This window comes from Sphingobium sp. Leaf26, from assembly GCF_001421665.1.
Taxonomy (GTDB): domain Bacteria; phylum Pseudomonadota; class Alphaproteobacteria; order Sphingomonadales; family Sphingomonadaceae; genus Sphingobium.
Genome location: NZ_LMKV01000002.1, coordinates 139,801 through 166,705, shown reverse-complemented (window position 1 = coordinate 166,705; position 26,905 = coordinate 139,801). Strand labels below are relative to the sequence as shown.

Annotated in this window: 27 protein-coding genes, 1 tRNA gene and 1 pseudogene; 11 read left to right on the top strand and 18 right to left on the bottom strand. The window is 62.4% G+C overall.

Annotation, left to right across the window (positions count from 1 at the left end; translation table 11 throughout):
- The 7 genes and pseudogenes from ASE85_RS05425 to ASE85_RS05400 form a co-directional block, all read right to left on the bottom strand.
- Positions 1-695 (bottom strand): calcium-binding protein (locus ASE85_RS05425; RefSeq protein ID WP_443018477.1); only part of this gene is annotated, 695 nt, incomplete at its 3' end.
- 176 nt (positions 696-871) lie between these two features.
- Positions 872-1,231, bottom strand: a complete 360-nt coding sequence (locus ASE85_RS05420) for a hypothetical protein (protein ID WP_056684790.1) — start codon at positions 1,229-1,231, stop codon at positions 872-874.
- Positions 1,131-1,553: pseudogene (locus tag ASE85_RS24340) on the bottom strand (phage integrase central domain-containing protein); the annotation flags it as partial. The gene ASE85_RS05420 and the pseudogene ASE85_RS24340, both read right to left, overlap by 101 nt.
- Positions 1,554-1,568: 15 nt before the next feature.
- The gene (locus ASE85_RS05415) at positions 1,569-1,907 is read right to left on the bottom strand and encodes an Arm DNA-binding domain-containing protein (protein WP_056684788.1); all 339 of its coding nucleotides are present in this window, start codon (positions 1,905-1,907) and stop codon (positions 1,569-1,571) included.
- A gap of 181 nt (positions 1,908-2,088) precedes the next feature.
- Positions 2,089-2,165, bottom strand: a tRNA-Pro gene (locus ASE85_RS05410).
- A 280-nt stretch (positions 2,166-2,445) separates the two neighbouring features.
- Positions 2,446-2,661 (bottom strand): hypothetical protein, encoded by a 216-nt coding sequence (locus ASE85_RS05405; RefSeq protein ID WP_056684845.1) that lies wholly within the window; start codon positions 2,659-2,661, stop codon positions 2,446-2,448.
- Positions 2,662-2,818: 157 nt separating this feature from the next.
- Entirely contained in the window at positions 2,819-4,186 is a 1,368-nt protein-coding gene (locus tag ASE85_RS05400; RefSeq protein WP_056684783.1) for a M20/M25/M40 family metallo-hydrolase, read from the bottom strand.
- 113 nt (positions 4,187-4,299) lie between these two features.
- Between ASE85_RS05400 and ettA the strand changes: the two genes are divergently transcribed.
- Together ettA and ASE85_RS05390 are read left to right on the top strand one after the other, a co-directional pair.
- Positions 4,300-5,985: an energy-dependent translational throttle protein EttA gene (ettA, locus tag ASE85_RS05395; protein ID WP_056684780.1), complete on the top strand. Its 1,686-nt coding sequence runs from the start codon at positions 4,300-4,302 to the stop codon at positions 5,983-5,985.
- A 22-nt stretch (positions 5,986-6,007) separates the two neighbouring features.
- Positions 6,008-7,129 (top strand): 5-methyltetrahydropteroyltriglutamate--homocysteine S-methyltransferase, encoded by a 1,122-nt coding sequence (locus tag ASE85_RS05390; RefSeq protein ID WP_056684775.1) that lies wholly within the window; start codon positions 6,008-6,010, stop codon positions 7,127-7,129.
- 159 nt (positions 7,130-7,288) lie between these two features.
- Here the strand turns inward: ASE85_RS05390 and ASE85_RS05385 are convergent, their stop codons facing one another.
- The 3 genes from ASE85_RS05385 to ASE85_RS05375 are packed head-to-tail and all read right to left on the bottom strand — an operon-like array spanning position 7,289 to position 9,020.
- Entirely contained in the window at positions 7,289-7,570 is a 282-nt protein-coding gene (locus ASE85_RS05385; protein ID WP_056684771.1) for an acylphosphatase, read from the bottom strand.
- A complete protein-coding gene (locus tag ASE85_RS05380) occupies positions 7,570-8,367 on the bottom strand; it encodes an NYN domain-containing protein (protein ID WP_056684768.1) in 798 nt (265 codons plus the stop codon). The genes ASE85_RS05385 and ASE85_RS05380 overlap by 1 nt, the downstream gene beginning before the upstream one ends.
- A gap of 14 nt (positions 8,368-8,381) precedes the next feature.
- Complete coding sequence (locus ASE85_RS05375) at positions 8,382-9,020, bottom strand: carbonic anhydrase (protein ID WP_056684765.1); 639 nt, start codon at positions 9,018-9,020, stop codon at positions 8,382-8,384.
- A gap of 9 nt (positions 9,021-9,029) precedes the next feature.
- On the opposite strand from ASE85_RS05375, the gene lipA reads away from it, so the two are divergent.
- Positions 9,030-10,055: a lipoyl synthase gene (lipA, locus tag ASE85_RS05370; protein ID WP_056684762.1), complete on the top strand. Its 1,026-nt coding sequence runs from the start codon at positions 9,030-9,032 to the stop codon at positions 10,053-10,055.
- 7 nt (positions 10,056-10,062) lie between these two features.
- Positions 10,063-10,536, top strand: a complete 474-nt coding sequence (locus tag ASE85_RS05365) for a type II toxin-antitoxin system RatA family toxin (RefSeq protein ID WP_056684760.1) — start codon at positions 10,063-10,065, stop codon at positions 10,534-10,536.
- On the opposite strand, the gene ASE85_RS05360 is transcribed toward ASE85_RS05365, so the two are convergent.
- Entirely contained in the window at positions 10,485-11,000 is a 516-nt protein-coding gene (locus ASE85_RS05360; protein WP_056684757.1) for a CinA family protein, read from the bottom strand. The two genes, ASE85_RS05365 and ASE85_RS05360, sit on opposite strands and share 52 nt — an antisense overlap.
- A gap of 4 nt (positions 11,001-11,004) precedes the next feature.
- A complete protein-coding gene (locus ASE85_RS05355) occupies positions 11,005-12,186 on the bottom strand; it encodes a bifunctional 2-C-methyl-D-erythritol 4-phosphate cytidylyltransferase/2-C-methyl-D-erythritol 2,4-cyclodiphosphate synthase (RefSeq protein ID WP_056684755.1) in 1,182 nt (393 codons plus the stop codon).
- A 100-nt stretch (positions 12,187-12,286) separates the two neighbouring features.
- On the opposite strand from ASE85_RS05355, the gene dusB reads away from it, so the two are divergent.
- From dusB to hflX, 7 genes are all read left to right on the top strand, one after another.
- Positions 12,287-13,324, top strand: coding sequence for a tRNA dihydrouridine synthase DusB (dusB, locus tag ASE85_RS05350; protein ID WP_056684752.1), 1,038 nt, complete (start codon positions 12,287-12,289; stop codon positions 13,322-13,324).
- A complete protein-coding gene (locus ASE85_RS05345) occupies positions 13,321-14,430 on the top strand; it encodes a two-component system sensor histidine kinase NtrB (protein WP_056684750.1) in 1,110 nt (369 codons plus the stop codon). Before dusB ends, ASE85_RS05345 begins: the two co-directional genes overlap by 4 nt.
- On the top strand, positions 14,430-15,875 hold the full coding sequence (gene ntrC, locus ASE85_RS05340; protein ID WP_056684747.1) for a nitrogen regulation protein NR(I): 1,446 nt from the start codon (positions 14,430-14,432) through the stop codon (positions 15,873-15,875). The genes ASE85_RS05345 and ntrC overlap by 1 nt, the downstream gene beginning before the upstream one ends.
- Positions 15,876-16,010: 135 nt before the next feature.
- Positions 16,011-18,266 carry a sensor histidine kinase gene (locus ASE85_RS05335; protein WP_056684744.1) on the top strand — a complete coding sequence of 752 codons (2,256 nt, stop codon included), beginning with the start codon at positions 16,011-16,013 and terminating at the stop codon, positions 18,264-18,266.
- The gene (gene ntrX, locus ASE85_RS05330; RefSeq protein WP_056684741.1) at positions 18,256-19,626 is read left to right on the top strand and encodes a nitrogen assimilation response regulator NtrX; all 1,371 of its coding nucleotides are present in this window, start codon (positions 18,256-18,258) and stop codon (positions 19,624-19,626) included. The genes ASE85_RS05335 and ntrX overlap by 11 nt, the downstream gene beginning before the upstream one ends.
- A 171-nt stretch (positions 19,627-19,797) precedes the next feature.
- Positions 19,798-20,292 carry an RNA chaperone Hfq gene (hfq, locus tag ASE85_RS05325; protein WP_156358213.1) on the top strand — a complete coding sequence of 165 codons (495 nt, stop codon included), beginning with the start codon at positions 19,798-19,800 and terminating at the stop codon, positions 20,290-20,292.
- Positions 20,293-20,436: 144 nt separating this feature from the next.
- Complete coding sequence (gene hflX / locus ASE85_RS05320; protein ID WP_056684736.1) at positions 20,437-21,771, top strand: GTPase HflX; 1,335 nt, start codon at positions 20,437-20,439, stop codon at positions 21,769-21,771.
- A 37-nt stretch (positions 21,772-21,808) separates the two neighbouring features.
- Here the strand turns inward: hflX and ASE85_RS05315 are convergent, their stop codons facing one another.
- The 6 genes from ASE85_RS05315 to ASE85_RS05290 all read right to left on the bottom strand — a co-directional run bounded on the left by ASE85_RS05315 (position 21,809) and on the right by ASE85_RS05290 (position 26,905).
- Positions 21,809-22,339, bottom strand: a complete 531-nt coding sequence (locus ASE85_RS05315; protein ID WP_056684733.1) for a tetratricopeptide repeat protein — start codon at positions 22,337-22,339, stop codon at positions 21,809-21,811.
- A gap of 119 nt (positions 22,340-22,458) precedes the next feature.
- Complete coding sequence (mazG, locus tag ASE85_RS05310; protein WP_056684730.1) at positions 22,459-23,238, bottom strand: nucleoside triphosphate pyrophosphohydrolase; 780 nt, start codon at positions 23,236-23,238, stop codon at positions 22,459-22,461.
- Positions 23,239-23,421: 183 nt separating this feature from the next.
- Positions 23,422-24,717, bottom strand: coding sequence for an MFS transporter (locus ASE85_RS05305; protein ID WP_056684727.1), 1,296 nt, complete (start codon positions 24,715-24,717; stop codon positions 23,422-23,424).
- On the bottom strand, positions 24,714-25,343 hold the full coding sequence (locus tag ASE85_RS05300) for a retropepsin-like aspartic protease family protein (protein WP_056684724.1): 630 nt from the start codon (positions 25,341-25,343) through the stop codon (positions 24,714-24,716). Before ASE85_RS05300 ends, ASE85_RS05305 begins: the two co-directional genes overlap by 4 nt.
- Positions 25,344-26,135: an MBL fold metallo-hydrolase gene (locus ASE85_RS05295; RefSeq protein WP_056684721.1), complete on the bottom strand. Its 792-nt coding sequence runs from the start codon at positions 26,133-26,135 to the stop codon at positions 25,344-25,346.
- On the bottom strand, positions 26,132-26,905 hold the full coding sequence (locus ASE85_RS05290; protein ID WP_056684718.1) for a TatD family hydrolase: 774 nt from the start codon (positions 26,903-26,905) through the stop codon (positions 26,132-26,134). The genes ASE85_RS05295 and ASE85_RS05290 overlap by 4 nt, the downstream gene beginning before the upstream one ends.

The following is a 26,905-nucleotide window of genomic DNA, read 5'->3' as shown; positions in this document are numbered from 1 at the left end:
TCGACATTGGTGACGCTGGTGCCGTTGGAGAAGCCGTAGCTCAGCCCCGACCCCTCGGTCATGGTCAGCGCGCTGGTCATGGCGCCATAATTGCCGGTCCAGTTGTCATTGCCGTCGCCGCCATTGATGGTGTCGATGCCCGACGAGGTGATGCTGTCGTCGCCAGCGCCGCCATTGACGCTATTGGTGCCGTCGCCCGCGTTCAGCGTGTCGGCCAGCGCRCCGCCGGTGAGGCTGTCATTGCCCGACCCGGTGGTCACCTGGATGCGTTCGACATTGGTGACGGACGAYCCCTGGCCGGTGAAGGTCGAAGTGCTGCCGGCGGTGCCGTTGAGRGTGAAGCTGATATTGGCGGTGCTGGTCGAGAAATCGCCGTAGAAAAGGTCATTGCCCCCCCCGCCGTTGAAAGCAACGACCGCGTTGGCATAGGCGTAGAAAGTGTCGTCGGCGCTGCCGAACTTGACGACCAGATTCTCGACATTGCTGCCGCTGACCGAATAGGCCGTGCCATAGTCGTAAAAGGAAAAGCTGTAACCGTTGGTCGCGCCATAGGCCTGGCCATATTGCTGGGTAGTGCTGCCCGACCAGTCGAGCGTCAGCGTGTCCGTGCCGCCACCGCCATCGATATAGGATGATCCATCCGAAATCGTGATGAGGTAGCTGTTGTTTTCGGGTCCACCATAATAGTCGGTCACGCGACGTCTCCCCCTGGGAAAACAAACCGATATACTCCGTCAAGCGGAGCGATTCGGCAAAGGCGCGACCCCTCTATGCGATGGTTAACTCCAAGATTCGCTGATTGCAATCACGTCCTTATCTCGACTTTGTACGATTAGGTAGCAAAGCATAGTGCTTGAGCCATACGTACGAGTCATGTTGTCGGAATATAGTGCGGTTCTCTGTGCGGCGGGGAGTGTAAATTAATGTCGCCGACCCAGAGTTGGAGTCGGATTGCGCCGATGGCGTCGCTGAATGTCAGGCTGGTTTTTCGATACCAGGCGGCGGTATAAGGGGTGCTGCTAGTGGTGAGCAGATCGCAGGCCCCCTTCGACTGCCTGCCAAGGCGGGCGCTCAGCACAACGTGCTCAGTCCGCATCTTCATGCGATCCGGCGGTATGCGCCATAGCGGTTCATCCGTTCCCAAGCCCTCGAATTCCGACCAGGTTGCAAAGCGCTTCTCTTGGGTCCGAACCATGGTGAGCAGGGTCCAACGTAACGCCAGGTGGCTCATGCGCGCGCCCTGATCGGCGTTGAGCTTGCGAAAAAAAGGCAGGCAAATCCTTGGCCTCAACCTTGGCCATGTGGCGGGTGGCAGGGATTTTCACCATGGCTAAGATGAGGTCCCGGCACGGGTCACTATCAACGCGGCCGTCCGGGATGCCATAACGAAAAATCTCGCTGCATGTGCCCCTGAGCCTGTGGGTCATGCCGGTCGAGCCCCGTTTCTCGACCAGCCTCAACGCCTCCAAGACATGACGCGGCAGGATTGAGCGAACAGCCTTGCGCCCAAGATGAGGAAAGATATCGGCATCGAGCCGCCCTTTGGTGATCCGATAGTAACGCGGCGATCAGGATGATTTCCGGGCTTTCAACCATTCGAGTACAAGGGCCTCGAAAGTGAGGGCATGTGCGTGCTTCCGAGACTTTCGCTCTTCAAGCAGGCAAGATGGATACCTCCCGTTGGCGATCAGGCCCTTGTTGCGATCCCGCCAAACGCGCGCCTGGGCGAGGCTGGTATCGGGATACACGCCGCCGTTCAGTGTCTTTTGCTTGCCGTCGAACCTATAGGCGAATTGCCAGAGCTTCCGGCCGGATGGCTCGACCCGGATGAGGAGGCCACCGCCATCAGATTTTTCAATCGGTTTGTCGTGAGCCTTCAGCGAGGTCAGAACGCTGTGGGAAAGCATAGCCCTTCATCTCTGCGTTTCACGCGGCGAGACGAACAGCAATTCCGCCAGGAATATGTTGTTTCACCATTCCACCTCCAATCCTGGTGGCCTTCTATGGTGACACATTCAATCCACTCAAAACAGTGGATTTTCACCCTGGACCTCATGGGTACATATGCGTTGTTTTGAGGCAAAAAGTTGGTCGGGGAGACAGGATTCGAACCTGCGACATCCTGCTCCCAAAGCAGGCGCGCTACCAGACTGCGCTACTCCCCGACGAGGGGCGGCCTTAGCGGGCAAGCGCGCATGCAGTCAATCGCTCATCGTGCCGATCAGTGAAAGAAAAGCCACAAAAGCAGAATGATCGGGATTGGCACGCCCAGCAGCCACAATAATATGCCTTTGCCCATGTCAGTCACTCCTTGTCTGCAAGGATCAAACCCTTGAACGGGCAGGGATGTTCCGCCAGATGGGCAGCGGCGGTTCATGATGTCCGCACAAACAAAAAGGGCGGGCCATAAAGGCCCGCCCTTCGGAAATCTCGCTAACGCGAAGATTAGTGCGCAGCGTTCGCGGCGTTCTCAGCAACGTTGGCGGCGTTCGCAGCAACATTGGCGGCGTTCGCGGCGTTGTCGGCGGCGTTAGCAGCGTTTTCGACAACGTTTTCGACAACGGCGTTCGAAGCGTTCGCGGTCTCGTTGGCCGGCTTCTCACCGCAAGCAGCGAGGGCCATCAGGCTGGCCGAAGCGAAAACAACAGCGATCTTCTTCATTGTGTACGGCTCCCATAGCATTATGCCGCGTCTGGCACGTTACAAATGTGACCCTACGCGAGCGACCCGCATTAACGTGTGCGTTGCACAAATCAATGCTTTTCTACGCCGGTGAGACGATGGAATCACGCGGCAGGGCGTTGTCTACTATAAAAGTTCAGTTAACGCCCATGGATTCTGGCGCATTGGCGACCGCTTCCAGCGTGACGGCCCAGGCCGCCACATTCTGTCGCAACTGCATTGGATCGACCTTGTCCAGCGTATCATCGGGCGTGTGGTGGATATCGAAATAGCGGGTGCCGTCCTGTTGCAGGTCGATCACCGGCACGCCTGCATTCACCAGCGGCTCGATGTCCGATCCGCCATGCGCCTTGTCCCGGCTGGGCACGATGCCGAGCGGCGCCAGTTCCTGCGCGATGCGGCCGGCAAGCGCTTCATGGCCGGTCGGCAGGGTAAAATCGACCTTCCACACCTTGTCCGCGCCAAAGTCGGATTCCGCCACCAACGCATGCGCTTCCTTGCCATGGGCGGCGAAATAGGCCCGGCCGCCATCGCCGCCGACTTCTTCTGCGCCTGCGAACAGGACGCGGATCGTGCGCCGTGGCTGGCCTGCCTTGGCCACCTGTAAAGCGGCCGCTGCTATGATGCCGCAACCCGACGCATCGTCGATCGCGCCGGTGCCTTGATCCCAGCTGTCGAGGTGACAGGCGGCGACGACAAGCCCCGCCTTGGGATCACTGCCAGGGATTTCGGCGATGACATTGCCCGATGGCTGATCCTTCAGCCGCGTCGACACGGCGGTCAGATGGACGCGCACAGGCTTGCCGCGTGATACGACGCGCGCCAGTTGCTCTGCGTCGGGTACGCTCAGCGCCACGGCAGGGATCGGCGTCACGCCATCGGCCCACATCTGCACGCCGGTATGGGCGATGCGGTGATGATCGGTGCCGATCGACTTGACGAGGATGGCGATCGCGCCCTTCTTCGCCGCCACGCTCGGCCCCTGACGCCGGGCTGCGCCATAATAGCCATAGCCGGAGCCGTCCTGCGCGGCCTTCATCTCATGGCTCACGAAGGCGATCTTGCCCTTCAGGCTGCCGTCGGGTGCGGCCAGCAAATCCGCGATGGTCTGGAAATAGACGATCTCGCCTTCGATCCCCGCTTCCGGGGTGGAGCCGCTGTTGCCCAGCGCCGCCACGACCAGATATTGCGGGAACGGGCTGACGATGCGCGCTTCGTCGCGCACCCGTTGCCACACCGGCATCTTATAAGGCTCGGCGCGGACGTTGGAGAACCCCAGCGCCTTCAGCTTCGCCACCGACCAGTCGCGGGCGAGCGCTTCCCGTGCGGTGCCGGCGGGGCGGGGGCCGACTTCGGTGGTCAGCCCTTCGGTGATGCCCCACGCGACATCGTCCTGGAGCGCGGATGCGCGAATCGCGCCGCCCTCCGCTGCATGGGCCAGGGCCGGGGTGAGGATGCTGCCAAGGAGGAGGGCGGCGAGCTGGCCCGATCGGATTTTCTGCATGGATGATGGCGTAACCGGGCATCCCGCATTTGCCAATATGTTCCGCGTCCGCTAACTCGGCGCAGATTTTTCAAAACGACTTTCCCGTCCTGATTTCGGAGCAGCGCACACCCATGTCCGCCTCATCGCAATATGCCTATGTCATGAAGAGCATGACGAAGACCTTCCCCGGCGCGGCCAAGCCGGTGCTGAGCAATATCAACCTGCAATTCTACCGCGGGTCGAAGATCGGCATCGTCGGCCCGAATGGCGCGGGTAAGTCGACCCTCATCAAGATCATGGCCGGCATCGACACCGACTATAGCGGCGAAGCCTGGCCAGGCGAGAATATCACCGTCGGCTATCTGCCGCAGGAACCGCAGCTTGATCCCAACAAGACCGTGCTCGAAAACGTCAAGGACGGTGCCCGCGATATCGCGGACAAGATGGACCGCTTCAACGAGATCAGCAACATCATGGGCGACCCGCCGGAGGACGTCGATTTCGACGCACTGATGGAGGAAATGGGGACGCTCCAGGAACAGATCGACGCCGTCGACGGCTGGTCGCTCGACAGCCAGCTTGAACTGGCGATGGAAGCGCTGCGCTGCCCGCCGTCCGACTGGTCGGTGGAAAGCCTTTCTGGCGGTGAAAAGCGCCGCATCGCGCTCACCCGCCTGCTGATCCAGAAGCCGGACATCCTGCTGCTCGACGAACCGACCAACCATCTGGATGCCGAAAGCGTCACCTGGCTGGAAAATCATTTGAAGGAATATGCCGGGTCGGTGCTGATGATCACCCATGACCGCTACTTCCTCGACAATGTCGTGGGCTGGATTCTGGAACTCGATCGCGGAAAATATTTCCCGTATGAAGGCAACTACTCCACCTATCTGGAGAAGAAGTCGAAGCGCCTGGAGCAGGAAGACCGCGAGGCCACCGGCCGCCAGAAGGCGATCAACGACGAGCTGGAGTGGATCAGGCAGGGCACCAAGGGCCGCCAGACCAAGTCCAAGGCGCGTATCAAGAAGTTCGAGGAACTGGTCGCCGGCCAGAACAACCGCTCGCCCGGCAAGGCGCAGATCGTCATCCAGGTGCCGGAGCGCCTGGGCGGCAAGGTGATCGAATTCAAGGGCATCACCAAGGCGTTCGGCGACAAGCTGCTGTTCGAGGATCTGTCCTTCCTGCTGCCGCCGGGCGGCATCGTGGGCGTGATCGGGCCGAACGGCGCGGGCAAGTCCACGTTGTTCAAGCTCATAACCGGTCAGGAAACCCCGGATGCGGGCGAGATCGACATCGGATCGACCGTTCGCCTGGGCTTTGTCGACCAGAGCCGCGATCATCTGGATGGCACGAAGAATGTCTGGGAAGAAGTCTCCGATGGCCTCGACTATGTGAAGGTCAACGGCCACGACATGTCGACGCGCGCCTATGTCGGCGCCTTCAACTTCAAGGGGCAGGACCAGCAGAAAAATGTCGGCAAGCTGTCGGGTGGTGAACGCAACCGCGTCCACATCGCCAAGATGCTGAAAAAGGGCGGCAACGTGCTGCTGCTCGACGAACCGACCAACGATCTCGACGTCGAAACGCTGGGTGCGTTGGAAGAAGCCATCGAAAATTTCGCGGGCTGCGCCGTGGTCATCAGCCATGACCGCTTCTTCCTCGATCGCCTCGCCACGCACATCCTGGCGTTTGAAGGCAACAGCCATGTCGAATGGTTCGAGGGTAATTTCGAAGCCTATGAAGAAGACAAGCGCCGTCGTCTGGGCGATGCGGCCGACCGTCCGACCGCGCTGTCCTACAAGAAGCTGACGCGCTGATTTTCATTCGGGACTTTTGACTATGATGAATATTGCACCGCCCGCACGGGCGGACCATGTCGGGTCGCTGTTGCGGCCCGCTGCGGTCACGGCCGCGCGTAAGGCCTTCTTCGAGGATGGCGCCATCACGCGGGAAGACCTGACCGTTGTGGAGGATGCCGCGATCATCGACGCGGTGAAGATGCAGGAATCGGTCGGCCTGAAAGTCGTGACCGATGGCGAAATTCGCCGGTCCTTCTGGCATTATGATTTCATGGGCGGCCTGGACGGTTTCGACCTGGAACAGCGCGATCCGGAAGAGGGCGCGCAATTTCACGGCGTGAAACTGCGGCCGACCTTCCCGGTCATCAACGGCAAGCTGGATTTTCCCGCGGACCATCCGATGCTGGACCATTTCCGTTTCCTCGCCGCGAACACCGGCGTCACACCGAAAATCTCTATTCCGGGGCCTAGCTGCTGCCATTTCCGCACGGCCAAGGCGGATATCCGTGTGCCGGAATATGCCGATCTGGATGTGCTGTTTGCCGACCTTTCCGCCACCTATGCCAAGGCGGTTGCGGCCTTCTACGACGCGGGCTGCCGCTATCTGCAAATGGACGATATCTTCTTCGCCTATCTGTGCGATCCCAAGCATCGCGCGCAGAAGGCGGCGGAAGGCATCGACCCCGACTGGCTGATCACCGCCTATGCCCGCATGATGCGGGAGGCGATCAAGGACCGCCCGGCCGACATGCTGATCGGCATGCACATGTGCCGCGGCAATTTCCGCTCCACCTGGGCGGCAGAGGGCGCCTATGATCTGGCGGCCGATGCGATCTTCAACCAGACCGGCGTCGATCTGTTCTTCATGGAATATGACAGCGAGCGCGCCGGTGGCCTGGAACCGCTGCGTTTCCTCGCCAAAGGCAGCCAGCGCGTCTATCCCGGCTTCATCACGACCAAGACGCCCGATCTGGAGCCGGTCGATCAGCTCAAGCGTCAGATCGAGGAAGCGGCCAAGTTTGCCGACATCGACCAGTTGGGCATCGCGCCGCAATGCGGCTTTGCTTCGACGGAAGAGGGGAACGCCATCACGTCGGACGAACAGAAGGCCAAGCTGGAACTGGTCGTACGAACGGCCGAAGCGATTTGGGGCACTGCCTGACAATTGGCGGGGCAGTTGCAATTTTTGCAATTGCGACTGAACTTTTCGCAATTGCGATGGTGGCGCTAACATTTCACAAGGGGCGGGCCTTTCAGGCATCCTCTCCTAAAACTTTCAGGGCTGATCCTCACGGATCGGCCCTTTTTTTAATGATTGGCGTCAGACAGTCGGTCGTTTCTCGAACGTCGTGAATGGCGTTGCCGCTATATCGGTCGCGTCGATCCGCGCCACCTTTGCGGCAATCGGCCCATCATGGGCCAGCGCCTGAAATTGTCCGACGGCCGCTTCTTCACCCTCGACAACGGCCTCGACACTGCCGTCCGCCCGGTTGCGGACCCAGCCGACAAGACCAAGACGGTGAGCGGTATCCACCGTCCAGGCGCGGTACCAGACGCCCTGCACCCTGCCATGGATCATCAGGTGCCGGGCGACGACCGGCATTATTTGACCCGCTTGATCCAGGTCTGGCCGCCTTCGCGCACTTCGGTGATGAAATTGGGGATGGCAGCCACCAGATCGGACAGCCGCTTATAGCCGAAATTGCGTACGTCGAAACTGGAGCGGTTACCGACCCGCTGCCCGACAGGGCCAAGCGCCACAAAGCCGCGCTCATCCCGCTTCGCCTCATCATAAGCGTCGATCAGCAGGCGCACGACTTCCTCGTCCACGGCCTTCCGCTGCGGCTGCGGCGGTGGGGGCGGAGCAGGTGTTACCGGAGCGCTCTTGGCCGGCGCGGCCTTGGCGGCCGCCGCCTTCTTCACCGGCGCCTTGGCTACAACGGGTACGGCGGCGGGCTTGAGCGCCGCGACATCAAGGAAGCGCGTACAGGCGCGGCGGAAGCCCTCCGGCGTATTGGCCGATCCGAAGCCATAGACCGGAATGCCCTGTTGCCGGATGCGCGTCGCCAGCGGCGTGAAGTCGCTGTCGCTCGACATCAGGCCGAAACCGTCGACCCGGCCCGACGCCATCAGGTCCATGGCGTCGATCGTCATCTTCATGTCGGTGGCGTTCTTGCCCTTGGTCAGGTCGAACTGCTGCTGCGGCTCGATCGCATGGGCGACCGACAGGGATGCCCAGGTCTTGAGCGTCGCCTTGCTCCAATTGCCATAGGCGCGTCGGATATTCACCGTGCCCAGTTCCGCCAGCACGGTCATGACCGAATCGAAATGTGCCGCCGACGCATTGTCTGCATCGATCAGCAGGGCGATATTGCCGCGGCCTTCCTGCCCGGTTGCCATGATGTCAGTCTCCTTCAGGCGGGCGCGAACGTGCCGCTTGCCTCGTCCAGCAGATGCAACTGCCCGTCGGATATGGCGAAGAAGCTGCCGACCAGCTTCAATTCGCCGCTCTTTTCCTTGGCGCGCACGCAGGGAAAACTGCGCAGGTTGGCAAGGCTGACCTTGACGCCTTCCTGTTCCATGGCGCGCTCGACATCGCGATCCCGCTGCTCGCCATATTGCTCCACCACCACGTCGCGGGCGCTATCCAATAACTCGATCCAGTTATGGATGAAGCCGCCTTCGCCCGGAGGCGCATCCTTCAGATCCTGACTGAGCGCCGCCTTGCAACCTCCGCATTTGCCATGGCCCATGACGACGATCTCGCCGACCTTGAGCACCTGAACGGCAAATTCCAGCGCGGCCGACACGCCATGCCAGCCCGGATTGGTCTCGAACGGCGGCACCAGCGCGGCCACGTTGCGGACGACGAAAATCTCGCCGGGACTGGTGTCGAAAATCTGCGCGGGATCGACCCGGCTGTCCGAACAGGCGATCACCATCACCTTGGGACTTTGCCCCTCGTTCAGTTCGTCCCATCGTTCGCGCTGCTGGCTCCAGCCGGTGGTGCGGAAGCGGCGATAGCCGGTGATCATATCGGTAAAGTCGGTCATGGCCGGGAGATGTGCCGCACAAAGACAGGACTGGCAAGAGCGGCCCTGCATCGCTATCTGGGGCACATGAACGACATCAGCCCGATCCCCGTGCCCGCTCAGTCCGCCAATAGCTCGGCCAACAACCCTGAGCGCGTTCGCAAGCCCGACTGGATTCGCGTCAAGGCGCCGACCAGCAAGGGCTATAACGAAACCCGCCAGCTAATGCGGGACAAGAAACTCGCGACGGTGTGCGAGGAAGCGGCCTGTCCGAACATCGGCGAATGCTGGACGAAGAAACATGCCACGGTGATGATCCTGGGCGATGTCTGCACCCGCGCCTGCGCCTTCTGCAACGTGAAGACCGGCATGCCGCGCAAGGTCGATCCCAACGAGCCGCAGAATCTGGCGGATGCCTGCGCCGAAATGGGCCTGGAACATATCGTCATCACCTCGGTCGACCGCGACGATCTGCCCGATGGCGGCGCTTCGCAGTTCGTGAAGGTGATCGAGGCGCTGCGCCGCACGACGCCCAATACGACGATCGAGATACTGACGCCCGACTTCCGCAACAAGCATGAGCGCGCAGTCGAAATGATCGTCACCGCCCGGCCGGATGTCTATAATCACAATCTGGAGACGGTCCCGCGCCTCTATCCGACCATCCGCCCCGGCGCGCGCTATTATGCGTCGCTGCGCCTGCTCGAATCGGTGAAGCGGCTGGACCCATCCATCTTCACCAAGTCGGGCATCATGCTGGGCCTGGGCGAGGAACGTCTGGAGGTGCATCAGGTGATGGACGACATGCGCTCGGCCGACATCGACTTCCTGACCATGGGCCAGTATCTCCAGCCGACGCCCAAACATGCCAAGGTGATGGAGTTCGTCACCCCGGCCGCTTTCAACGCCTATGCGGCGATCGCACGGGCCAAGGGCTTCCTTCAGGTGGCATCCAGCCCGCTGACGCGCTCCAGCTATCATGCCGGCAAGGATTTTGCCGAAATGAAGGCGGCACGCGACGCGAAGCTCGCCAGGGCGGCTCTGGCCAAGGCCTGATCGCGCCATGCCCAAGCATCAGGAAACGCGCCGGCTGCCTTACACGCCGACGCAGATGTTCGATCTGGTATCGGATGTCGCCGCCTACCCGCAGTTCCTGCCCTGGATCAGCGCCATCCGTGTCCGCTCCGACAGCGAGACGGAAATGGTCGCGGACATGATCGTGGGGTTCAAGGGGGTGAAGGAAAGCTTCACCTCTCGCGTCCACAAGCATCGCCCCGACCATGTCCGGGTCGATTATCTCGATGGCCCGCTCAAGCATCTGCACAATGAATGGCAGTTCCGCGACGATGGGCAGGGCGGGGTGCTGGTCGATTTCGAGGTCGAGTTCGAATTCAAGAACCGGCTGTTCGAAATGCTGGCGGGCCAGTTTTTCGACAAGGCGCTGCGCAAGATGATCGGCGCGTTCGAGGCGCGCGCCGCCGATCTCTACCCTTCCGATTCGGGCAGCAGCAGTTCCAGCGCGCACAGCGCCGCCTGAAGTCGCACACCACCTCGGCCATTATTCTCGAAATGCCGCATGTCGGCCACGACATTGTCGGCGCGGGCGCCGCGTTCGGCGCGGGCGAAGACGACGGTGCCGACCGGCTTCTGCTCGCTGCCGCCGCCCGGCCCGGCGATACCGGTGATGGCCACCGCGACATGGGAATGGCTTTTCTTGAGCGCACCTTGCGCCATCGCCCAGGCCGTGGCGATCGACACGGCGCCGAACGTGTCCAGCACATCATGCGAAACTTTCAGAAGTTCCGCCTTCATGTCATTGGAATAGGTGATAAATCCGGCGTCGAATACGTCGGATGATCCCACAATTTCGGTGAGCGCGGCGGACACCAGGCCCCCGGTGCAGCTTTCCGCCACAGAAATCGTGCGCCCGGCGCGCCGGTTGGCGATGATGACCTTTTCGGCGAGTTCGACCAACTGGGCCGGCAGGATCGTATCTTGCATGACGTCAGGATAGCGCGGGAAGGGACAGGGTTGCAACCGCCTGCGCGGCGATGCCTTCGCGCCGGCCGGCAAAGCCGAGGCGCTCGGTCGTCGTCGCCTTCACGCTAACCCGGTCGATCGGCACCGCCAGTATCTCCGCGATCCGCGCGCGCATGGCATCACGATGCGGGCCGATCTTCGGCGCCTCGCAAATGATGGTCAGGTCGATATGGTCGATGACGCCGTCACGTGTCGCAACCCGGTCGCGGGCATAGGCCAGGAAGCGGTCGGACGCCGCGCCGCGCCATTGCGGGTCGGACGGCGGAAAATGGCTGCCGATATCCCCTTCCGCCAGCGCGCCGAGCATCGCGTCGACAATGGCATGGAGTGCGACATCGGCATCGCTATGGCCCGCAAGGCCCCGATCATGCGGAACCAATATGCCGCCCAGCCACAATTCCTCGTCCGGGGCGAGGCGGTGGACGTCATAACCCATGCCGACGCGGGTACTGCGCGGTGTAGCAAGCGTTGTCTCGGCGCGGGCAAAATCCTGCGGATAGGTCAATTTCTCAAGCCTTTCATCGCCCTGCACCAACATGACGTCATGACCCCACGCCTTGAATATCTGCGCGTCGTCGGTTGCCTCGCGGCTCTCGTCCCACGCGCGGTGCGCTGCCAATATGGCGTCGAAGCGGAATGCCTGCGGCGTCTGTACCCGGTGCAGGCCGGCCCGCTCCACGCCATCGCCCATCATGTCGCCATCGCTGCGCACCAGCGTATCGGCGACGGGCAGGGCAGGGGTGGCGCCCATGGCGCTATCCAGCGCGCCGAGCAGGCGGTCGATTACGGTTGGGGGTAGGAAAGGGCGGGCGGCGTCATGGATCAGGACGATATCTGCGCCACCTGCGGCTGCGATCGCCTCCAGCCCCGCGCGCACCGACCCGCGCCGGCTATCGGCCCCGGTAACGAATGTCGCGGCCCGATCGCCCAGCAGCGCGCGGACCTGCGCCTCCTGCCCCTCGCCAAGCACGATATGGATCGCGTCGATCTCGCCATGGGCCGTCAGGGCATCATGGGCATGGGCCAGCACCGCCTTGCCGGCGACCATGCGAAACTGTTTGGGAATGGCGCCGCCGGCACGGCTGCCCTGGCCGGCAGCGACGATCAGCGCGACGATCTTGTGATGGGAGGTCATGGCACGGCGCATAGCGGGTGGCGAGACGGACCGAAAGGGGGAGCGGCTTGCCGTCCGACCCATTTTCCGCTAATGGCTGCCTGTTTTTTAGGCAGTATTTCGAAACAAGATCATGCGCAACCTTTCTCCTATCTCCATCGGTCCTGTGACCATCGACATGCCGGTTGTGCTGGCACCGATGACCGGCGTTACTGACATGCCCTTCCGTACGCTCGTCCGCCGCTACGGTTCTGGCCTCAATGTGACGGAAATGATCGCGTCGGCGGCGATGATCCGCGAAACGCGCCAGTCGCTGCAAAAGGCCGCCTGGCATCCGCTGGAGGAACCGGTGTCGATGCAGCTTGCCGGCTGCTCGCCCACGGAAATGGCCGATGCTGCGAAACTGAATGCCGATCGCGGCGCGGCGATTATCGACATCAACATGGGTTGCCCGGTGAAGAAGGTCGTCAATGGCGATGCGGGCAGCGCGCTGATGCGCGACCTGCCGCTGGCCGCGTCGCTGATCAAGGCGACGGTGGAGGCTGTCGATGTGCCTGTCACCGTCAAGATGCGCATGGGCTGGGACCATAGCAGCCTCAACGCTCCTGAACTCGCCCATATCGCCGAGGATCTGGGAGCGAAGCTGATCACCGTCCATGGCCGCACCCGTAACCAGATGTACAAGGGGTCGGCCGACTGGGCCTTCGTGCAGTCGGTCAAGGACGCGGTCGAGCTGCCCGTGATCGTCAATGGCGACATCTGCTCGATCGAGGATGCCGAAACGGCTTTGGAACAGAGCGGGGCGGACGGGGTGATGATCGGACGCGGTGCCTATGGCCGGCCTTGGCTGATCGGTCAGGTCATGGCCTGGCTGACCGATGGAACCCGCCTGCCCGATCCATCGCTGGAAGAACAATATCGCGTTATCGTAGAGCATTATCACGCGATGCTTGAACATTATGACAGGCATACTGGCGTCAATATGGCGCGCAAGCATATCGGCTGGTACACCAAGGGGCTGACCGGTTCGGCCGAGTTCCGCAATGCCGTGAACCAGCAGCCTGATGCCGATGTGGTGCTGGACATGCTGGCGCGCTTCTACGAGCCGCTCATTGCCAGCGGCCTCGACGCGGATGCGCTGCGTGCCGCCGCGCTGCGCAAGGCTGCATGACGAACCTGCTGACGACCGTCCCGCCGCTTCGCATGGTGCAGGACGGGCCTTCGCTGACCGAACAGATGACGGCGCTGCCGGTGGCGACCTTGCTCGTGCGGCCGGACAATCATATCGCCGAAGCCAATGTGCGGGCCGAAACACTGCTCAACATGGCGCGGTCGGCGATCGTGGGCAGCGATGTGGCCCGCACCATCCGCATAGCGGAGGCGGGTGCGCGTTTCGACATCTGGCACAGTAACAAGCCGATCGCAGCCTATGACATCAAGGTCCATGCCGGCCGCACCGCCGAGATGGAGGTCGATCTGATGATCTCGCCGATCGTGGATCATGACGGCTGGCGGGTCGTGTCGCTTCATGCCCAGAGTCAGGCGCGCAAGATCGGCCATCGCGGCTCGGCCGGCGGCGCCCGATCGGCCATGGGCGCCGCTGCGATCCTGGCGCATGAGATCAAGAACCCGCTGTCGGGCATCCGTGGCGCCGCGCAACTTCTGGAATCCAGCCAGGGTGGCCGTGATTCCGCGTTGACCCAGTTGATCTGCAATGAGGTGGACAGGATCGCCGCACTGATCGACCGGATGCAGGATTTCACCACCGACCGAACGCTGGAATGCCATGCCGGCAACATCTATCCGCTGATTGACCGGGCAGCCGGGATTGCCGCAGCCGGATTTGCAAAAAATATAAAGATCATAAAGCATTATGATCCATCATTGCCATTCGCCAATATCAATGATGACGCGCTGGTGCAGGTGATGATAAATTTGCTCAAGAATGCGGCAGAAGCGCTTGAATATATGGATGAACCTAGAATTCGAGTGGAGACAGCCTTCCGTCACGGCGTGTCCGTCGTGGTGGGCGGCGGCAAGGGCAGCGCGGTGCTGCCGATCGAAATTCTCGTCATCGACAATGGACCTGGCGTACCTGAACATATTCTCGACCATCTGTTCAACCCCTTCATCACCGGCAAGCGGGACGGGCAGGGCCTCGGCCTCGCGCTGGTCGACAAGCTGGTCCGCGACATGAGCGGTTTCGTCCAATATTCGCGCGATACAGAGGCGGGCGAATCCACTTTCCGCATCCTCCTGCCGATGTGCATGGGCTGATGGCGGCGACGGGCACCATATTGGTCGTCGATGACGATCCTGCCATTTGCGTGGTGGTGGGCGAAGCGCTGCGGCGGCAGGGGCACAAGGTGAAGACCGCCGCCTCCATCCGTGAACGCAGTGCCCTGATGGACAGTTTCGCGCCCGACATCCTGATCACCGACGTCATGTTGCCGGATGGCGACGGGCTGGATGGCGTTGCGGACATCATTGCCGGGCGCCCTGACCTCAACGTCATCATCCTGTCGGCACAGAACACGCTCAACACCGCGATCCGCGCCACGGAGAAGGGCGCGTTCGAATATCTGCCCAAGCCCTTCGACCTCAACGAACTGACCCGCGCCGTGTCCGACGCACTCGGTACCCGGCAGAGCGCGGAAGTGCAGGACGGCGAACCTGGCTTGCCGCATGACGGCCTGCCGCTGGTCGGCCGGTCGCCGGCGATGCAGGAGGTCTACCGCACCATTGCGCGCGTCCTGTCCAATGACCTGTCCATATTGGTCCTGGGCGAATCGGGTACCGGCAAGGAACTGGTGGCCGAAGCGATCCACAGCCTGGGCCAGCGCCGCACCAAGCCGTTCGTCGCGATCAACATGGCGGCGATTCCGCGCGAACTGATCGAGGCGGAACTGTTCGGCTATGAAAAGGGCGCCTTCACCGGCGCCCATGCCCGCACTGCCGGCAAATTCGAGCAGGCGCAGGGCGGCACGCTGTTTCTGGACGAAATCGGCGACATGCCGATGGAGGCGCAGACCCGCCTGCTGCGCGTACTCCAGTCCGGCGAAGTCACCACGGTCGGCGGGTCGAAGCCGGTGCGGGTCAATGTCCGCATCATCGCCGCGACCAACAAGGATCTACCCCTGCTGATCGAGGACGGTCGCTTCCGCCAGGATCTCTATTATCGCCTCAACGTCGTGCCGATTGCGCTGCCGGCGCTGCGGGAGCGGCGCGAGGATGTGATCCTGCTCGCCCGCCACTTCATGGAGCGCGCTGCGCAGGACGGCCTGCCGCGCAAGGCTTTGGCGGATGACGCGGCGCAACTGCTGATGGCCTATCACTGGCCGGGCAACGTGCGCGAACTGCAAAACCTGATGCAGCGCCTGTCGGTGCTGAGCCGTGAAAATGTCATCACGGCGGAGATTTTGCGCCACATGCTGCCGCTGGACGCAGTGCCGGCCGATCATGCCGCGCCTGCCGACCAACTGGCCCATGCCGTGCGTGAATGGGCCAGGCGGCAATTGGGCGTCGGCTTCGCCCAGCCCAACCGCGCCCTGCATGACGATCTGCTGGCCGTGGTCGAACCGATCCTCTTGCAGGAAGTGCTCTCCAGCGTCGATGGCAACCAGATCCGCGCGGCCGGTCTGCTGGGCATCAATCGCAACACGCTGCGCAAGAAACTGACCGACTATGGGCTGGACCCGATGCAGTTGCGGCTCAACGATTGATCGGGATCAGGCGGACTGTCCATCCGCCGATCAATCCTTTGCCGGGACGAACCGACGGTCTGCGTCGACCAGCGACAGGGTTTTAATCAAATACTGTGTTTGAACGGGCACGGTCCTTGTTGTAACAAAGCCACGATGAGTGGCGCGACGACATTGCCCAAAAGGGCACCGGCATGGCGGCGGCAATTGCCGGCCTTCCTGCGCCACGGGCGTCTGGCGGCTTTGGTCGAGGCGTTCACGCTGGCCCTGTTCCTGGGCATGGCCGGCCTCACCTATTATATGCTTTCGGGCAATGGCCAGTCCTACACGCTGCTGACGCCGCCCATCGTTGCGCTGCTGCTGGTGGCCAATCTGGTCCCGGCGATTGCGCTGCTGATGCTGCTGGGGCGGCGGGTGGCCAAGCGGCGCGCCGCCCAGTCCGCCATCGGCAGCGACGGCCAGTTGCACGTTCGCCTCGTCGCCATCTTTTCGATCGTCGCCAGCGTGCCGATGCTGCTGGTCGTCATCTTCGCCTCGCTGCTGTTCCAATATGGCGTGCAATTCTGGTTCTCGGACAGCGCGCGCAACATGCTCCAGAATGCGAGCGATCTGGCGCGCGGCTATTATGAACAGAATTTGCGCGAAGTCGGCGACGAGACGGTGACCATGTCGAGCGACCTGCGCAGGGAATTGCTGAATTCCCAGGTCAACAGCCCGCGTTTTGCCGAATATGTCCTGTATCAGGTGGTCAGTCGCAAGCTCAGCCGGGCCGCGATCATCGAGTTGGGCAAGGACGGCATCGCCCGCACCGCCGCCACCGTCGACCCCGAAAATCGCCCTGCCACCGACAAGCTGACGCCCGAAGTCGTCAAGCGGCTGGGTGAGGGGGAGACGATCGTCGTCCAGACCCGCAATAACCAGATCGACGCGGTGACGCTCCTTTATCCCGGCTCGAAAGTCTATCTCTACGCTTCGCGCAACGCGGACAGTTCCTCCTTCTCGAACGTCGCGCGCGCGCAGAAAGTGCTGTCCGATTACGACCTGTTCGCGGCGCAGTCCCGCGCGCTTCAGTTGCGCTTCAACATCGCCTTGTTCGTCGGGTCGCTGCTGCTGGTCGGCATCGCCGTCTATATCGCGCTGGCGGTGGCGGACTGGATGGTGCGGCCGGTGAACGAACTGGTGACGGCGGCGCGGCGGATCACGGCGGGCGACCTGTCGGCGCGCGTCACCGGCCACAAGTCGCGCGATGAGATCGGCACGCTGGCGGCCGCCTTCAACCGCATGACCCAGCGGCTAGAGGCGCAGACCGGCGCGTTGGTCGCCGCCAACAGCCAGTTGGACGAACGGCGCGCCTTTATCGAGGCGATCCTGTCCGGCGTCAGTGCTGGCGTGCTGTCCGTCGATTTCGACGGCGTGGTGCAGTTGCTCAACAGTTCGGCGGCCGCGATCCTGGTCGATGAGGGGGATGATCCGGTCGGCCGCCCGCTGCTCAAAGTGTCGCCCGAACTCGCCGAATTCATCGCGTCGGAGGACAGCGCGGGGATCGTTCAGGTCCGTGCCCATGGCGACCTGCGTACCTTGGCAGTCAAGCGCTCGCAGGACGCATCGCGCCACATCCTGACCTTCGACGATATCACCCAGCAATTATCCGACCAGCGTCGCGCCGCCTGGTCCGACGTTGCCCGCCGCATCGCGCATGAGATCAAGAACCCGCTGACTCCGATCCAGCTTGCGGCCGAGCGTCTCCAGCGCCGCTATGCCGGCGAAGTGACGAGCGACAAGGCGACCTTCACCCGGCTGACCGGCACGATCGTCCGCCAGGTGGGCGACCTGCGCCGCATCGTCGACGAATTTTCCTCCTTCGCCCGCATGCCCAAGCCGGTCTTCCGGCGGGAGGCGGTGGGCGACATTGCCCGCCATGCCCTGTTCCTGCATGAAGTCGCGCACCCGGACATCCGCTTCGAATATGACGCGGACCTGCCCGATCTGGACATGGTGTGCGACCGCCGGCAATTGGGGCAGGCCCTGACGAATATCGTCAAGAATGCCGTGGAATCCATTGAACAAAAGCCGGTTTCTGAAAGTGAAGGGTCGCGCGGCCATGTCCGCATGGCGCTCCATCAGGCGGGCGAAGACATCATCATCACGGTCCGGGACGATGGCATCGGCTTGCCGCCCGAACGCGACCGGATATTGGAACCTTATATGACGACGCGGTCCAAGGGGACTGGCCTTGGCCTCGCCATCGTCAAGAAGATTGTCGAGGAGCATCTGGGGGAGATTCGCTTCGACGATGCACAGGGGGGAGGCGCATGCGTGACATTGCGCTTCGCCGCAGGGGCGCTCGAAAAAATGGAAGAGGGGCAGGTTATTGCCCTCCCAAAAGGAAAAGTGACGGCCAATGGCGCTTGATATTCTGATTGTCGACGATGAAGAGGACATTCGCGATCTGGTCGCGGGCGTGCTGGAAGATGAAGGTTTCACCACGCGGACCGCCGCCAACAGCGACAGCGCGATCGAGGCGCTGGACAACCGGCGCCCCTCGCTGGTCCTGCTCGACGTCTGGTTGCAAGGCTCCCGCATGGACGGGCTGGAACTGCTCGATGAAATCAAGCGGCGCGATCCGACCGTCCCCGTGCTGATGATCTCCGGCCATGGCAATATCGACACGGCGGTCGCCGCGATCCGCAAGGGCGCGGCCGACTTCATCGAAAAGCCTTTCGAAGCCGATCGCCTGCTCCATCTCGTCGCCCGCGCAACGGAGACCGAACGGCTGCGGCGCGAAAATCAGGTGCTGCGCGCCCGCTTCGGCCAGGATGACGAACTGACCGGCACATCGGCGTCGATCAACGGCGTGCGCGCTACGATCAAGAAGGTCGCCGGCACCGGTAGCCGTGTCCTCATCTCCGGCCCTGCTGGCGTCGGCAAGGAAGTCGCCGCGCGCATGCTCCACAGTTGGAGCGGCCGGGCCGACTCACCCTTCATCATCGTCGCTGCCGCGCGCATGGACCCGGACCGGGTGGAAGAAGAACTGTTCGGCGTCGAAGACACCAGCGGCCTCGTGCGCCCCGGTTTCCTGGAGCAGTCGCACGGCGGCACGCTCTATCTCGATGAAATCGCCGACATGCCGATCACGACCCAGGGCAAGATTTTGCGCGTCCTGACCGATCAGAGCTTTACGCGCGTCGGTGGCCAGCGGCAGGTGAAGGTGGACGTCCGCGTCATCTCCTCGACCGCGCTCAATCTGGCGGGCGAAATCGAAGAACGGCGTTTCCGCGAGGATCTTTTCTACCGGCTCAATGTCGTGCCGCTGGCCATCCCGCCGTTGTCGGAACGACGCGACGATATTCCGCCGCTGGTCGAACATTATCTGGCCCGCTTCGCCGCCGAACGCCGGGTGCCGCCGCCCGAAATCGCCAGCGACGCGATGGCCGCTTTGCAGGCCAATGAATGGCCGGGCAATGTGCGCCAGTTGCGCAACGTCATTGAGCGAACGATGATCCTGGCGCCGGGGGACCGGATCGGCCGGATCGAACTGGACATGCTGCCCGCCGAACTCACCAGCGGCGGTGGCGGGGAGGGGATGGGTCAATCCGCGATCATGGGTGCGCCGCTGCGAGAGGCGCGCGAGAGTTTCGAGCGCGAATATCTGCGCATCCAGATTCGCCGCTTCTCCGGCAATATTTCACGCACGGCGACCTTCATCGGCATGGAACGCTCCGCGCTGCACCGCAAACTCAAGCTGCTCGGTATCACCGAAGGCAAGGATTGACGGGATTTGCGAAGGAGTTGTCAATCGTTTGCTGAACTTTTGCCAATTCGCATCTGCGGCATGGACGCCCCTTCGCAATTGCGATAGGATCGCAGCGCTCCCGACAGGCGGGGGCGAGCAAGACATCCTGCTTAGGATGCGAGAGCGGGTAACGTCCCGCCAAGAAAAGGACTGGCGACGACCATGGCCGACAAAGTGAACAACCTTCAGGATATTTTCCTCAACAGCCTGCGCAAGAGCAAGACCCCGGTGACCATGTTCCTGGTCAAGGGCGTGAAGTTGCAGGGCATCATCACCTGGTTCGACAATTTTTCCGTCCTGCTGCGCCGCGATGGCCAGTCGCAGCTTGTCTACAAGCACGCCATTTCCACGGTCATGCCGGCCGCGTCGATGGACCTGACCGACCTGCGCAAGGCCAGCGATGGCAACAACAAGTCGAAATTGCTTCAGGAAATCTTCCTGACGGCCGTCCGTAAGTCGGGCAGCCCGGTGACGATGTTCCTGGTCAACGGCGTGATGCTCCAGGGCGAAATCGCGGCCTTCGATCTGTTCTGCATGCTGCTCGAACGCGACGGCATGGTGCAGCTCGTCTACAAACACGCCATTTCGACGGTCCAGCCGCTCCATGCGCTAGACCTGAGCGGCGAAAACGAACAGGACGACTGATCCGGCTTGTCGGTTCCTCCCATCCCGCCGTTCGCCCTGAGCCTGTCGCAGGGCGCCCGTCATGGGCGCGTGTTTCGACAGGCTCGGCACGAACGGCGATTGGGAATATGTGGACCTCTGGCAATCCCGGTGCTTTAAGCCGCCATGGCCATATTCAATCGCGACTCCGATGACGAAGTGGCGCGCGGCGCGCGCGCCGTCGTCGTCCATGCCGAAACCCATAATGCCGACCGCCGGGACAGTGATGCCCGGCTGGAGGAAGCACGCGGCCTTGCTCTCGCCATCGGGATCGACGTGCGCGCGGCACAGGCTTTCCGCGTCCGCGATCGCAAGCCGGCGACCCTGTTCGGCAGCGGTCAGGTGGATCAGATCGCGACCCTCGCGCGGCAGGAAGAAGCCGAACTCATCATCGTCGACAACAGCCTGTCGCCGGTACAGCAAAGCAATCTGGAAAAGGCGTGCGAGGCCAAGGTCATCGACCGGACCGGGCTAATCCTGGAAATCTTCGGCGAACGCGCAGCCACCAATGAAGGCCGCTTGCAGGTCGAACTCGCCCATCTGGATTATCAGGCCGGCCGCCTTGTCCGTAGCTGGACCCACCTTGAACGGCAACGCGGTGGCTTCGGCTTCCTCGGCGGTCCGGGTGAAACCCAGATTGAGGCCGACAGGCGCATGATCCGCGATCGCATGGCGAAGATCCGCCGTGAACTGGATCAGGTGACGCGCACCCGCGGCCTCCACCGCGCCCGGCGCCAGCGCGCGCCCTGGCCGGTGATTGCGCTGGTCGGCTATACCAATGCCGGAAAGTCGACGCTTTTCAACCGGATGACCGGTGCCACCGTCATGGCGGAAGACCTGCTCTTCGCCACGCTGGACCCCACCATGCGACAGATCGCGCTGCCGGGCCTGGACAAGGCGATCCTGTCCGACACCGTCGGGTTCGTGTCCGACCTGCCGACCCAATTGATTGCCGCCTTCCGCGCGACGCTGGAGGAAGTGTTGTCGGCCGACCTCATCGTCCATGTCCGCGACATCGCCCACGCCGATAGCGAGGCGCAGCGCGACGATGTGCTGGACGTTCTCGGCGAACTGGGCGTCGCGGGCGAAGCGGCGCTGGATCGCGGGGAAGGGGAGCCGGCACCGCCGCCCATCCTGGAGGCATGGAACAAACTCGACCTGCTGAACGAGGAGGATGCCGCGATCGTGCGCGAAACCGCCGCGCGCCGCGACGATGTCGTCATTCTCTCTGCCTTGACCGGGGAAGGGGTGGACCTGCTCCAGCGCACGATCAGCGATCGCATGACGCGCGGCGCCAAAGTCTATGGCCTGCGCATCCCGGTATCGGACGGCGCCACGCTGGCCTGGCTCCACGAACATGGCGAAGTGTTGTCGACCATGGTCGAAGGCGAAGAAAGCCGCATCGACGTACGCCTGTCCGACGCCGCCTTCGCCCGCTATTCCAAGCGGGCAAAGGGGTAGGGCGGGGCGATGGGGCGGCCCGCGCCGCCCTGTTTCGTCAGATCAGGGCCTTTTCCACGACCGCGACGGCCTGGTCCAACGGCTTGGCGCGGTCGCAATCATGGCCGCATTTTTCCTGCTGGTAACGCAGCTTGTCGAGGATATTTTCGGCCGCATCGCGGTTGCCCAGCCGGATTTCCGCCAGCGCCAGCCCGGACATCGCGCCCGGATAGCCATTACGGCCGCGATAGAGGCTCTGCTCGAAATAACGGCGCGCCGATTGTGCGTCACCCATGCCGAGTTTCGCGACGCCCTTCAGGAAGCGGACCTGCTTGCTGCTGCTCTGCCCGATCAATTTGGACAGCAGCACATCGGCCTGCCCATATTGCCCCGCAGCGATCAGCCCTTGCGCCTGGCGCAGGTCGGGGCTTGGGGACACCGGGTTGAAAGCGGCGGCATTATAACCGTTCACCGGCGCGGACATCGGCGTGCCCGTGTTGAAATGAATACCCGATACGCCGCCGACATGCTGGGCATGGGCCGGCACCGCGATGGCGCAGCAAAGGGGCAGAAGGACAGTCAGGCGCATTGCACATTCCTCCGTCGTGAGGCGGAAAACCTATGGCTTTTGCAAATGCTTGTCAAACATAGGTTTCAAGTCTGAACCTTGTCTGAATTATGTCTGACGGGTAGGGCTGGCGGCCTGTCTCAACCCGCCTTTTCCTCTCGCTTCGCCTGCTGCCACAGCGCTTCCTTGTCTTCCAGCGACAGGCCGGCAAAGGCATCACCAGCCTGCGCCTCCATCGACCGAAACCGACGACCGAACTTGGCGTTGCCCTTTCGCAGAGCAGCTTCCGGATCGACCTTAAGATGCCGTGCGAGGTTGACGACGGCAAAGAGCAGGTCGCCGATTTCTTCCTCACATTCATCCTGCGTCGCCGCCTCGCGCACTTCATCCAGTTCCTCGACGATCTTGTCGATCACGCGGACCGTGTCTGGCCAGTCGAAGCCGGTACGGGCGGCCCGCTTCTGCAATTTCTCGGCACGCAGCAGCGCGGGCAGAGCGGTCGCCACGCCAGCCAGCGCGCTCGGGTCAGGGTCTTTCTCGGCTCGCTCGGCCGCCTTGATCGCTTCCCACTGGGCATGGCCATCCTCGCGGCGCGCACCTTCGCCAAAGACATGAGGATGGCGTCGGATCATCTTCTGCGTGATGGCGTCGATCACATCCTGTAGCGCGAAATGGCCGGCCTGTTCCGCCATGCGACTATGGAACACGACCTGAAGCAGCAGGTCGCCCAGTTCGTCGCGCAGCGCATCCATGTCGTTGCGCTCGACCGCGTCGGCAACCTCATAGGCTTCCTCGATCGTATAGGGCGCGATCGACGCGAAATCCTGTTGAATATCCCAGGGGCAGCCGGTGTCGGGGTCGCGCAGCCGCGCCATGACGTCGGCAAGCGGCATGATGTCGGCGGAACTGGCTTTGGACATGGGAAACCTGATCGCTGTTGAGACGTACCGGCCGCCGTAGGGGTTACGCGGCTCGCTGGCCAGTGCTGATGATGGTGATAGAAATAAGTTCGATAATATATATTATGTTAAACAACCGCCCTCATCACCGCAATCGCAAACACCTGTCCAACTCGCTGTCGCAATCGCCTTGCATGCTGGCCCTCAATCCTCGCGGATCAGGCTGTGCTTGGCAGTGTCGCGCATCCGCACATAGACGATCAGCGATATGGCGATCATCACGGTCACATAGATGTAGAAAGCCTGCTCCATGCCAGCCTGCTTGAACCATAAGGCGACGAGTTCGGCCGTCCCGCCAAACAGCGTGTTCGCCAGAGCATAAGGCAGCGCGACGCCCAGTGCCCGGATATGCGCGGGAAACAGTTCGGCCTTCACCACCGCGTTGATCGACGTATAGCCGGTCACGATCACAAGGCCCGCCATCACCAGCAGCCCCGCTACGATCGGATCTTTCGTCACCGCCAGCGTGGCAAAGATTGGATAGGTGCACAACACGCCCATGACGCCAAAGCCGATCATCAGCGGCTTGCGCCCGATCCGGTCGGACAGCGCGCCGGCGACCGGCTGCAACAGCATGAAGACGAACAGCGTCACCGCGTTGATCTGCGATGCCACTTCGCGGCTCAACCCGCTGGTGTTGAACAGGAATTTCTGCATGTAGATGCTATAGGCATAGAAAGCGATCGTACCGCCCGCCGTCAGCAGCATCACTGTCAGCGTTTCGCGCGGATGGTTGGTGATGAGTTCGACAAAGCCGGATTTGGGCGCGCCCGCTGCCTTGGCGACCGTAAAGCTCTGCGTTTCGGCCAGGCCCCGGCGCAGCCAGAAGACGATGACCGCCAGTGCCCCGCCGATGAAGAACGGTATCCGCCAGCCCCAGCTATCCAACTGCGCCTCGCTCAGCGTCGCCTGCAACAGCAACAGCACGCAGATCGCGACCAGTTGCCCGGCGATCAGTGTCACATATTGAAAGCTGGAGAAGAATCCGCGTCGGTTCTTGCCTGCCATTTCCGACAGATAGGTTGCACTGGCACCATATTCGCCGCCGATCGACAGCCCCTGCATCAGCCGTGCAACAACCAGCAACAGCGGTGCCGCGACCCCGATCGTCTCATAGCCCGGCGTCACCGCGATCAGCAGCGATCCTGCGCACATCAAGGCTACGGAGAGGGTCAGCCCGCTCTTGCGCCCATGACGATCGGCATAGACGCCCATCATCCACGCGCCGATCGGCCGCATCAGGAAACCGACGGCAAAAATCCCCGCCGCGCTAAGCAACTGGGCGGTGCGGTCCTCACTTGGGAAGAAATGCGGCGCGAAATAGAGAGTGAAGGCGGCATAGGCATACCAGTCATACCATTCGACCAGATTGCCGGTCGATCCGCCGATGATCGCCTTCAACCGCTGCGCCTGGGTCGGCGCCCCCGTCCCGTCGCTCATGGCTTCAGCACCATCGCGCCATCCTGCACCCCCCAGCTTTTCAACCGCGAAAGCATGTTCATGCCGATCACATTGACCTCTCCGAAGGCTGGTGAGACGACGACGGGCAGGGCGCTCGCCGAAATGGGGCCGATGGCCAGAGTGGCGATGCTGGATCGTTTCGCCTGAACGTTGCCGTTAGCGGTGGTCATGATGACATCAGGTTCGCCGACATCATAATTGAGGCCGGCGGCCCGCGCCGTATTTTCGGACAAGGCGGTGATGGTCGCGCCGCTGTCGATCAGGAAGCGGGCGGACGTGCCGTTGATCGTCGCCTCCACCCAATAATGGCCGTCCGGGGCCACCGGTATGCGCAATGCCTGACCCTCGGCCTGCGCGCGCGGCAAGGCGGCGGGCGCTTCGTCTGGGGCAATTGCACTCCCCTCCTCCGCCCAGCGCCCCGTCATGAACCCCTGGCTCTGGCCGAATTTGAACAGGCCCAGCAGGCCGGCAAAGATGGCGACCCACAGCAACGCCATGCGCAGCAGGCTGCCCCAGGCCATTTGCCTCCCAATCAGCGCGGAACCGACCAATATGATCGCCAGCACATACCAGATGGTCGATGCCGCCTGATCCGTGCCGTCCATTCAGGCCCCCTGCTCTTTCGCGTCCAATTCGATCACCATATTGTCATAGCCCGGCTCGACGCCGTTGGGGAGGGTGCGACGCAGGGTCGCATAATCCATGCTCTGGTCCATATGAGTCAGGATGGCGCGATCGGGGCGGGTCGCGGCGATACCGTCCAGCGTCAGCGCCAGATGCGGATGAGTCGGGTGCGGCTTTACCCGCAACGCATCGACAACCCAAATATCCAGCCCGTCGTAGAGCGCCAGCATGTCGGGTGTCAGCGCATGGAAATCCGTGGCATAGCCGATCGACCGGCCGCTATGAGTGAAGCGAAAACCGGTGGAGTAGATCTCGCCATGGGGCTGGTCGACGCAGGCGATGTCGATATCGCCGATGCGCAGCCCGACCGGCAGGACATGCGGCTGGATCGTCGCATGATAACCATGTTTCCCATCGAACGCATAGGCGAAGCGCTGGCTCAGCAGCTTGAGCGTCTGCGCCCGCGCATAGCCGGGCACGGGTGTACGCCGATGATGAAAAAGCTGGCGCACGTCATCAATGCCATGGCTATGATCCGCATGGTCATGCGTCCACAGGATCGCGTCGATCTGGATCACGTCGGCCGCCAGCAACTGCGCCCGCATGTCCGGCGATGTGTCCACCAGGATACGGGTCGTAGGGCTTTCGACCAGGATGGACACCCGCGTCCGCCGGTTCTTCGGCTCGGTCGGGTCGCAGTCGCCCCAGTCATTGCCGATCCGGGGCACACCGGAAGAGGTGCCGCTGCCCAGAATCGTCAGCTTCAGGCTCATGCGACCTTCGAGAAAAGCGTGCGGAAGTTGGCGGACGTCGCAGCCGCCAGTTGCTCGACACTCTCGCCACGCAGGTTGGCCAGGAATTTGGCGGTGTCCGCGACATAGGCCGGCTCGCACGATTTGCCGCGATGCGGTACCGGAGCGAGGAAAGGCGAGTCCGTCTCCACCAGCAGCCGGTCGAGCGGCAGGCGCGCCGCCGTCTCCTGCAAATCCTTCGCGCTCTTGAAGGTCACGATGCCGGAAATGCTGATGTAGAAGCCTAGATCCATCGCCGCATCGGCAAAGGCGCCGCTGGCGGTGAAGCAATGGATGACGCCGCCATAAGGCCCCTTCTCCATTTCATCCCGCATGATGCGCAGCGTATCCTCCTCCGCATCGCGGGTATGAACGATCAGCGGCAGGCCCGTCTCGCGACAGGCGGCGATGTGGGACCGAAAGCTCTTCTGCTGCCGTTCGCGGTCGCTATGGTCATAATAATAATCAAGGCCGGTTTCGCCGATGCCCACGACCCGTGGATGCGCCGCGCGCTCGACCAGCTTGGCGGTGTCGACATGGGGATGCTCATCCGCCTCATGCGGATGGATGCCGACCGTCGCCCACACGTCCGGCTCCCGCACGGCGGTATCCAGCACAGCGTCCCATTCGCTTTCGCGGGTGGCGATGTTGAGCATCAGGTCGACACCGGCGGCGCGCGACCGTTCCAGCACATTGGCCTGATCCTCGATCAAGCCTTTGTAATTCAGGTGGCAATGGCTGTCGATCAGCAT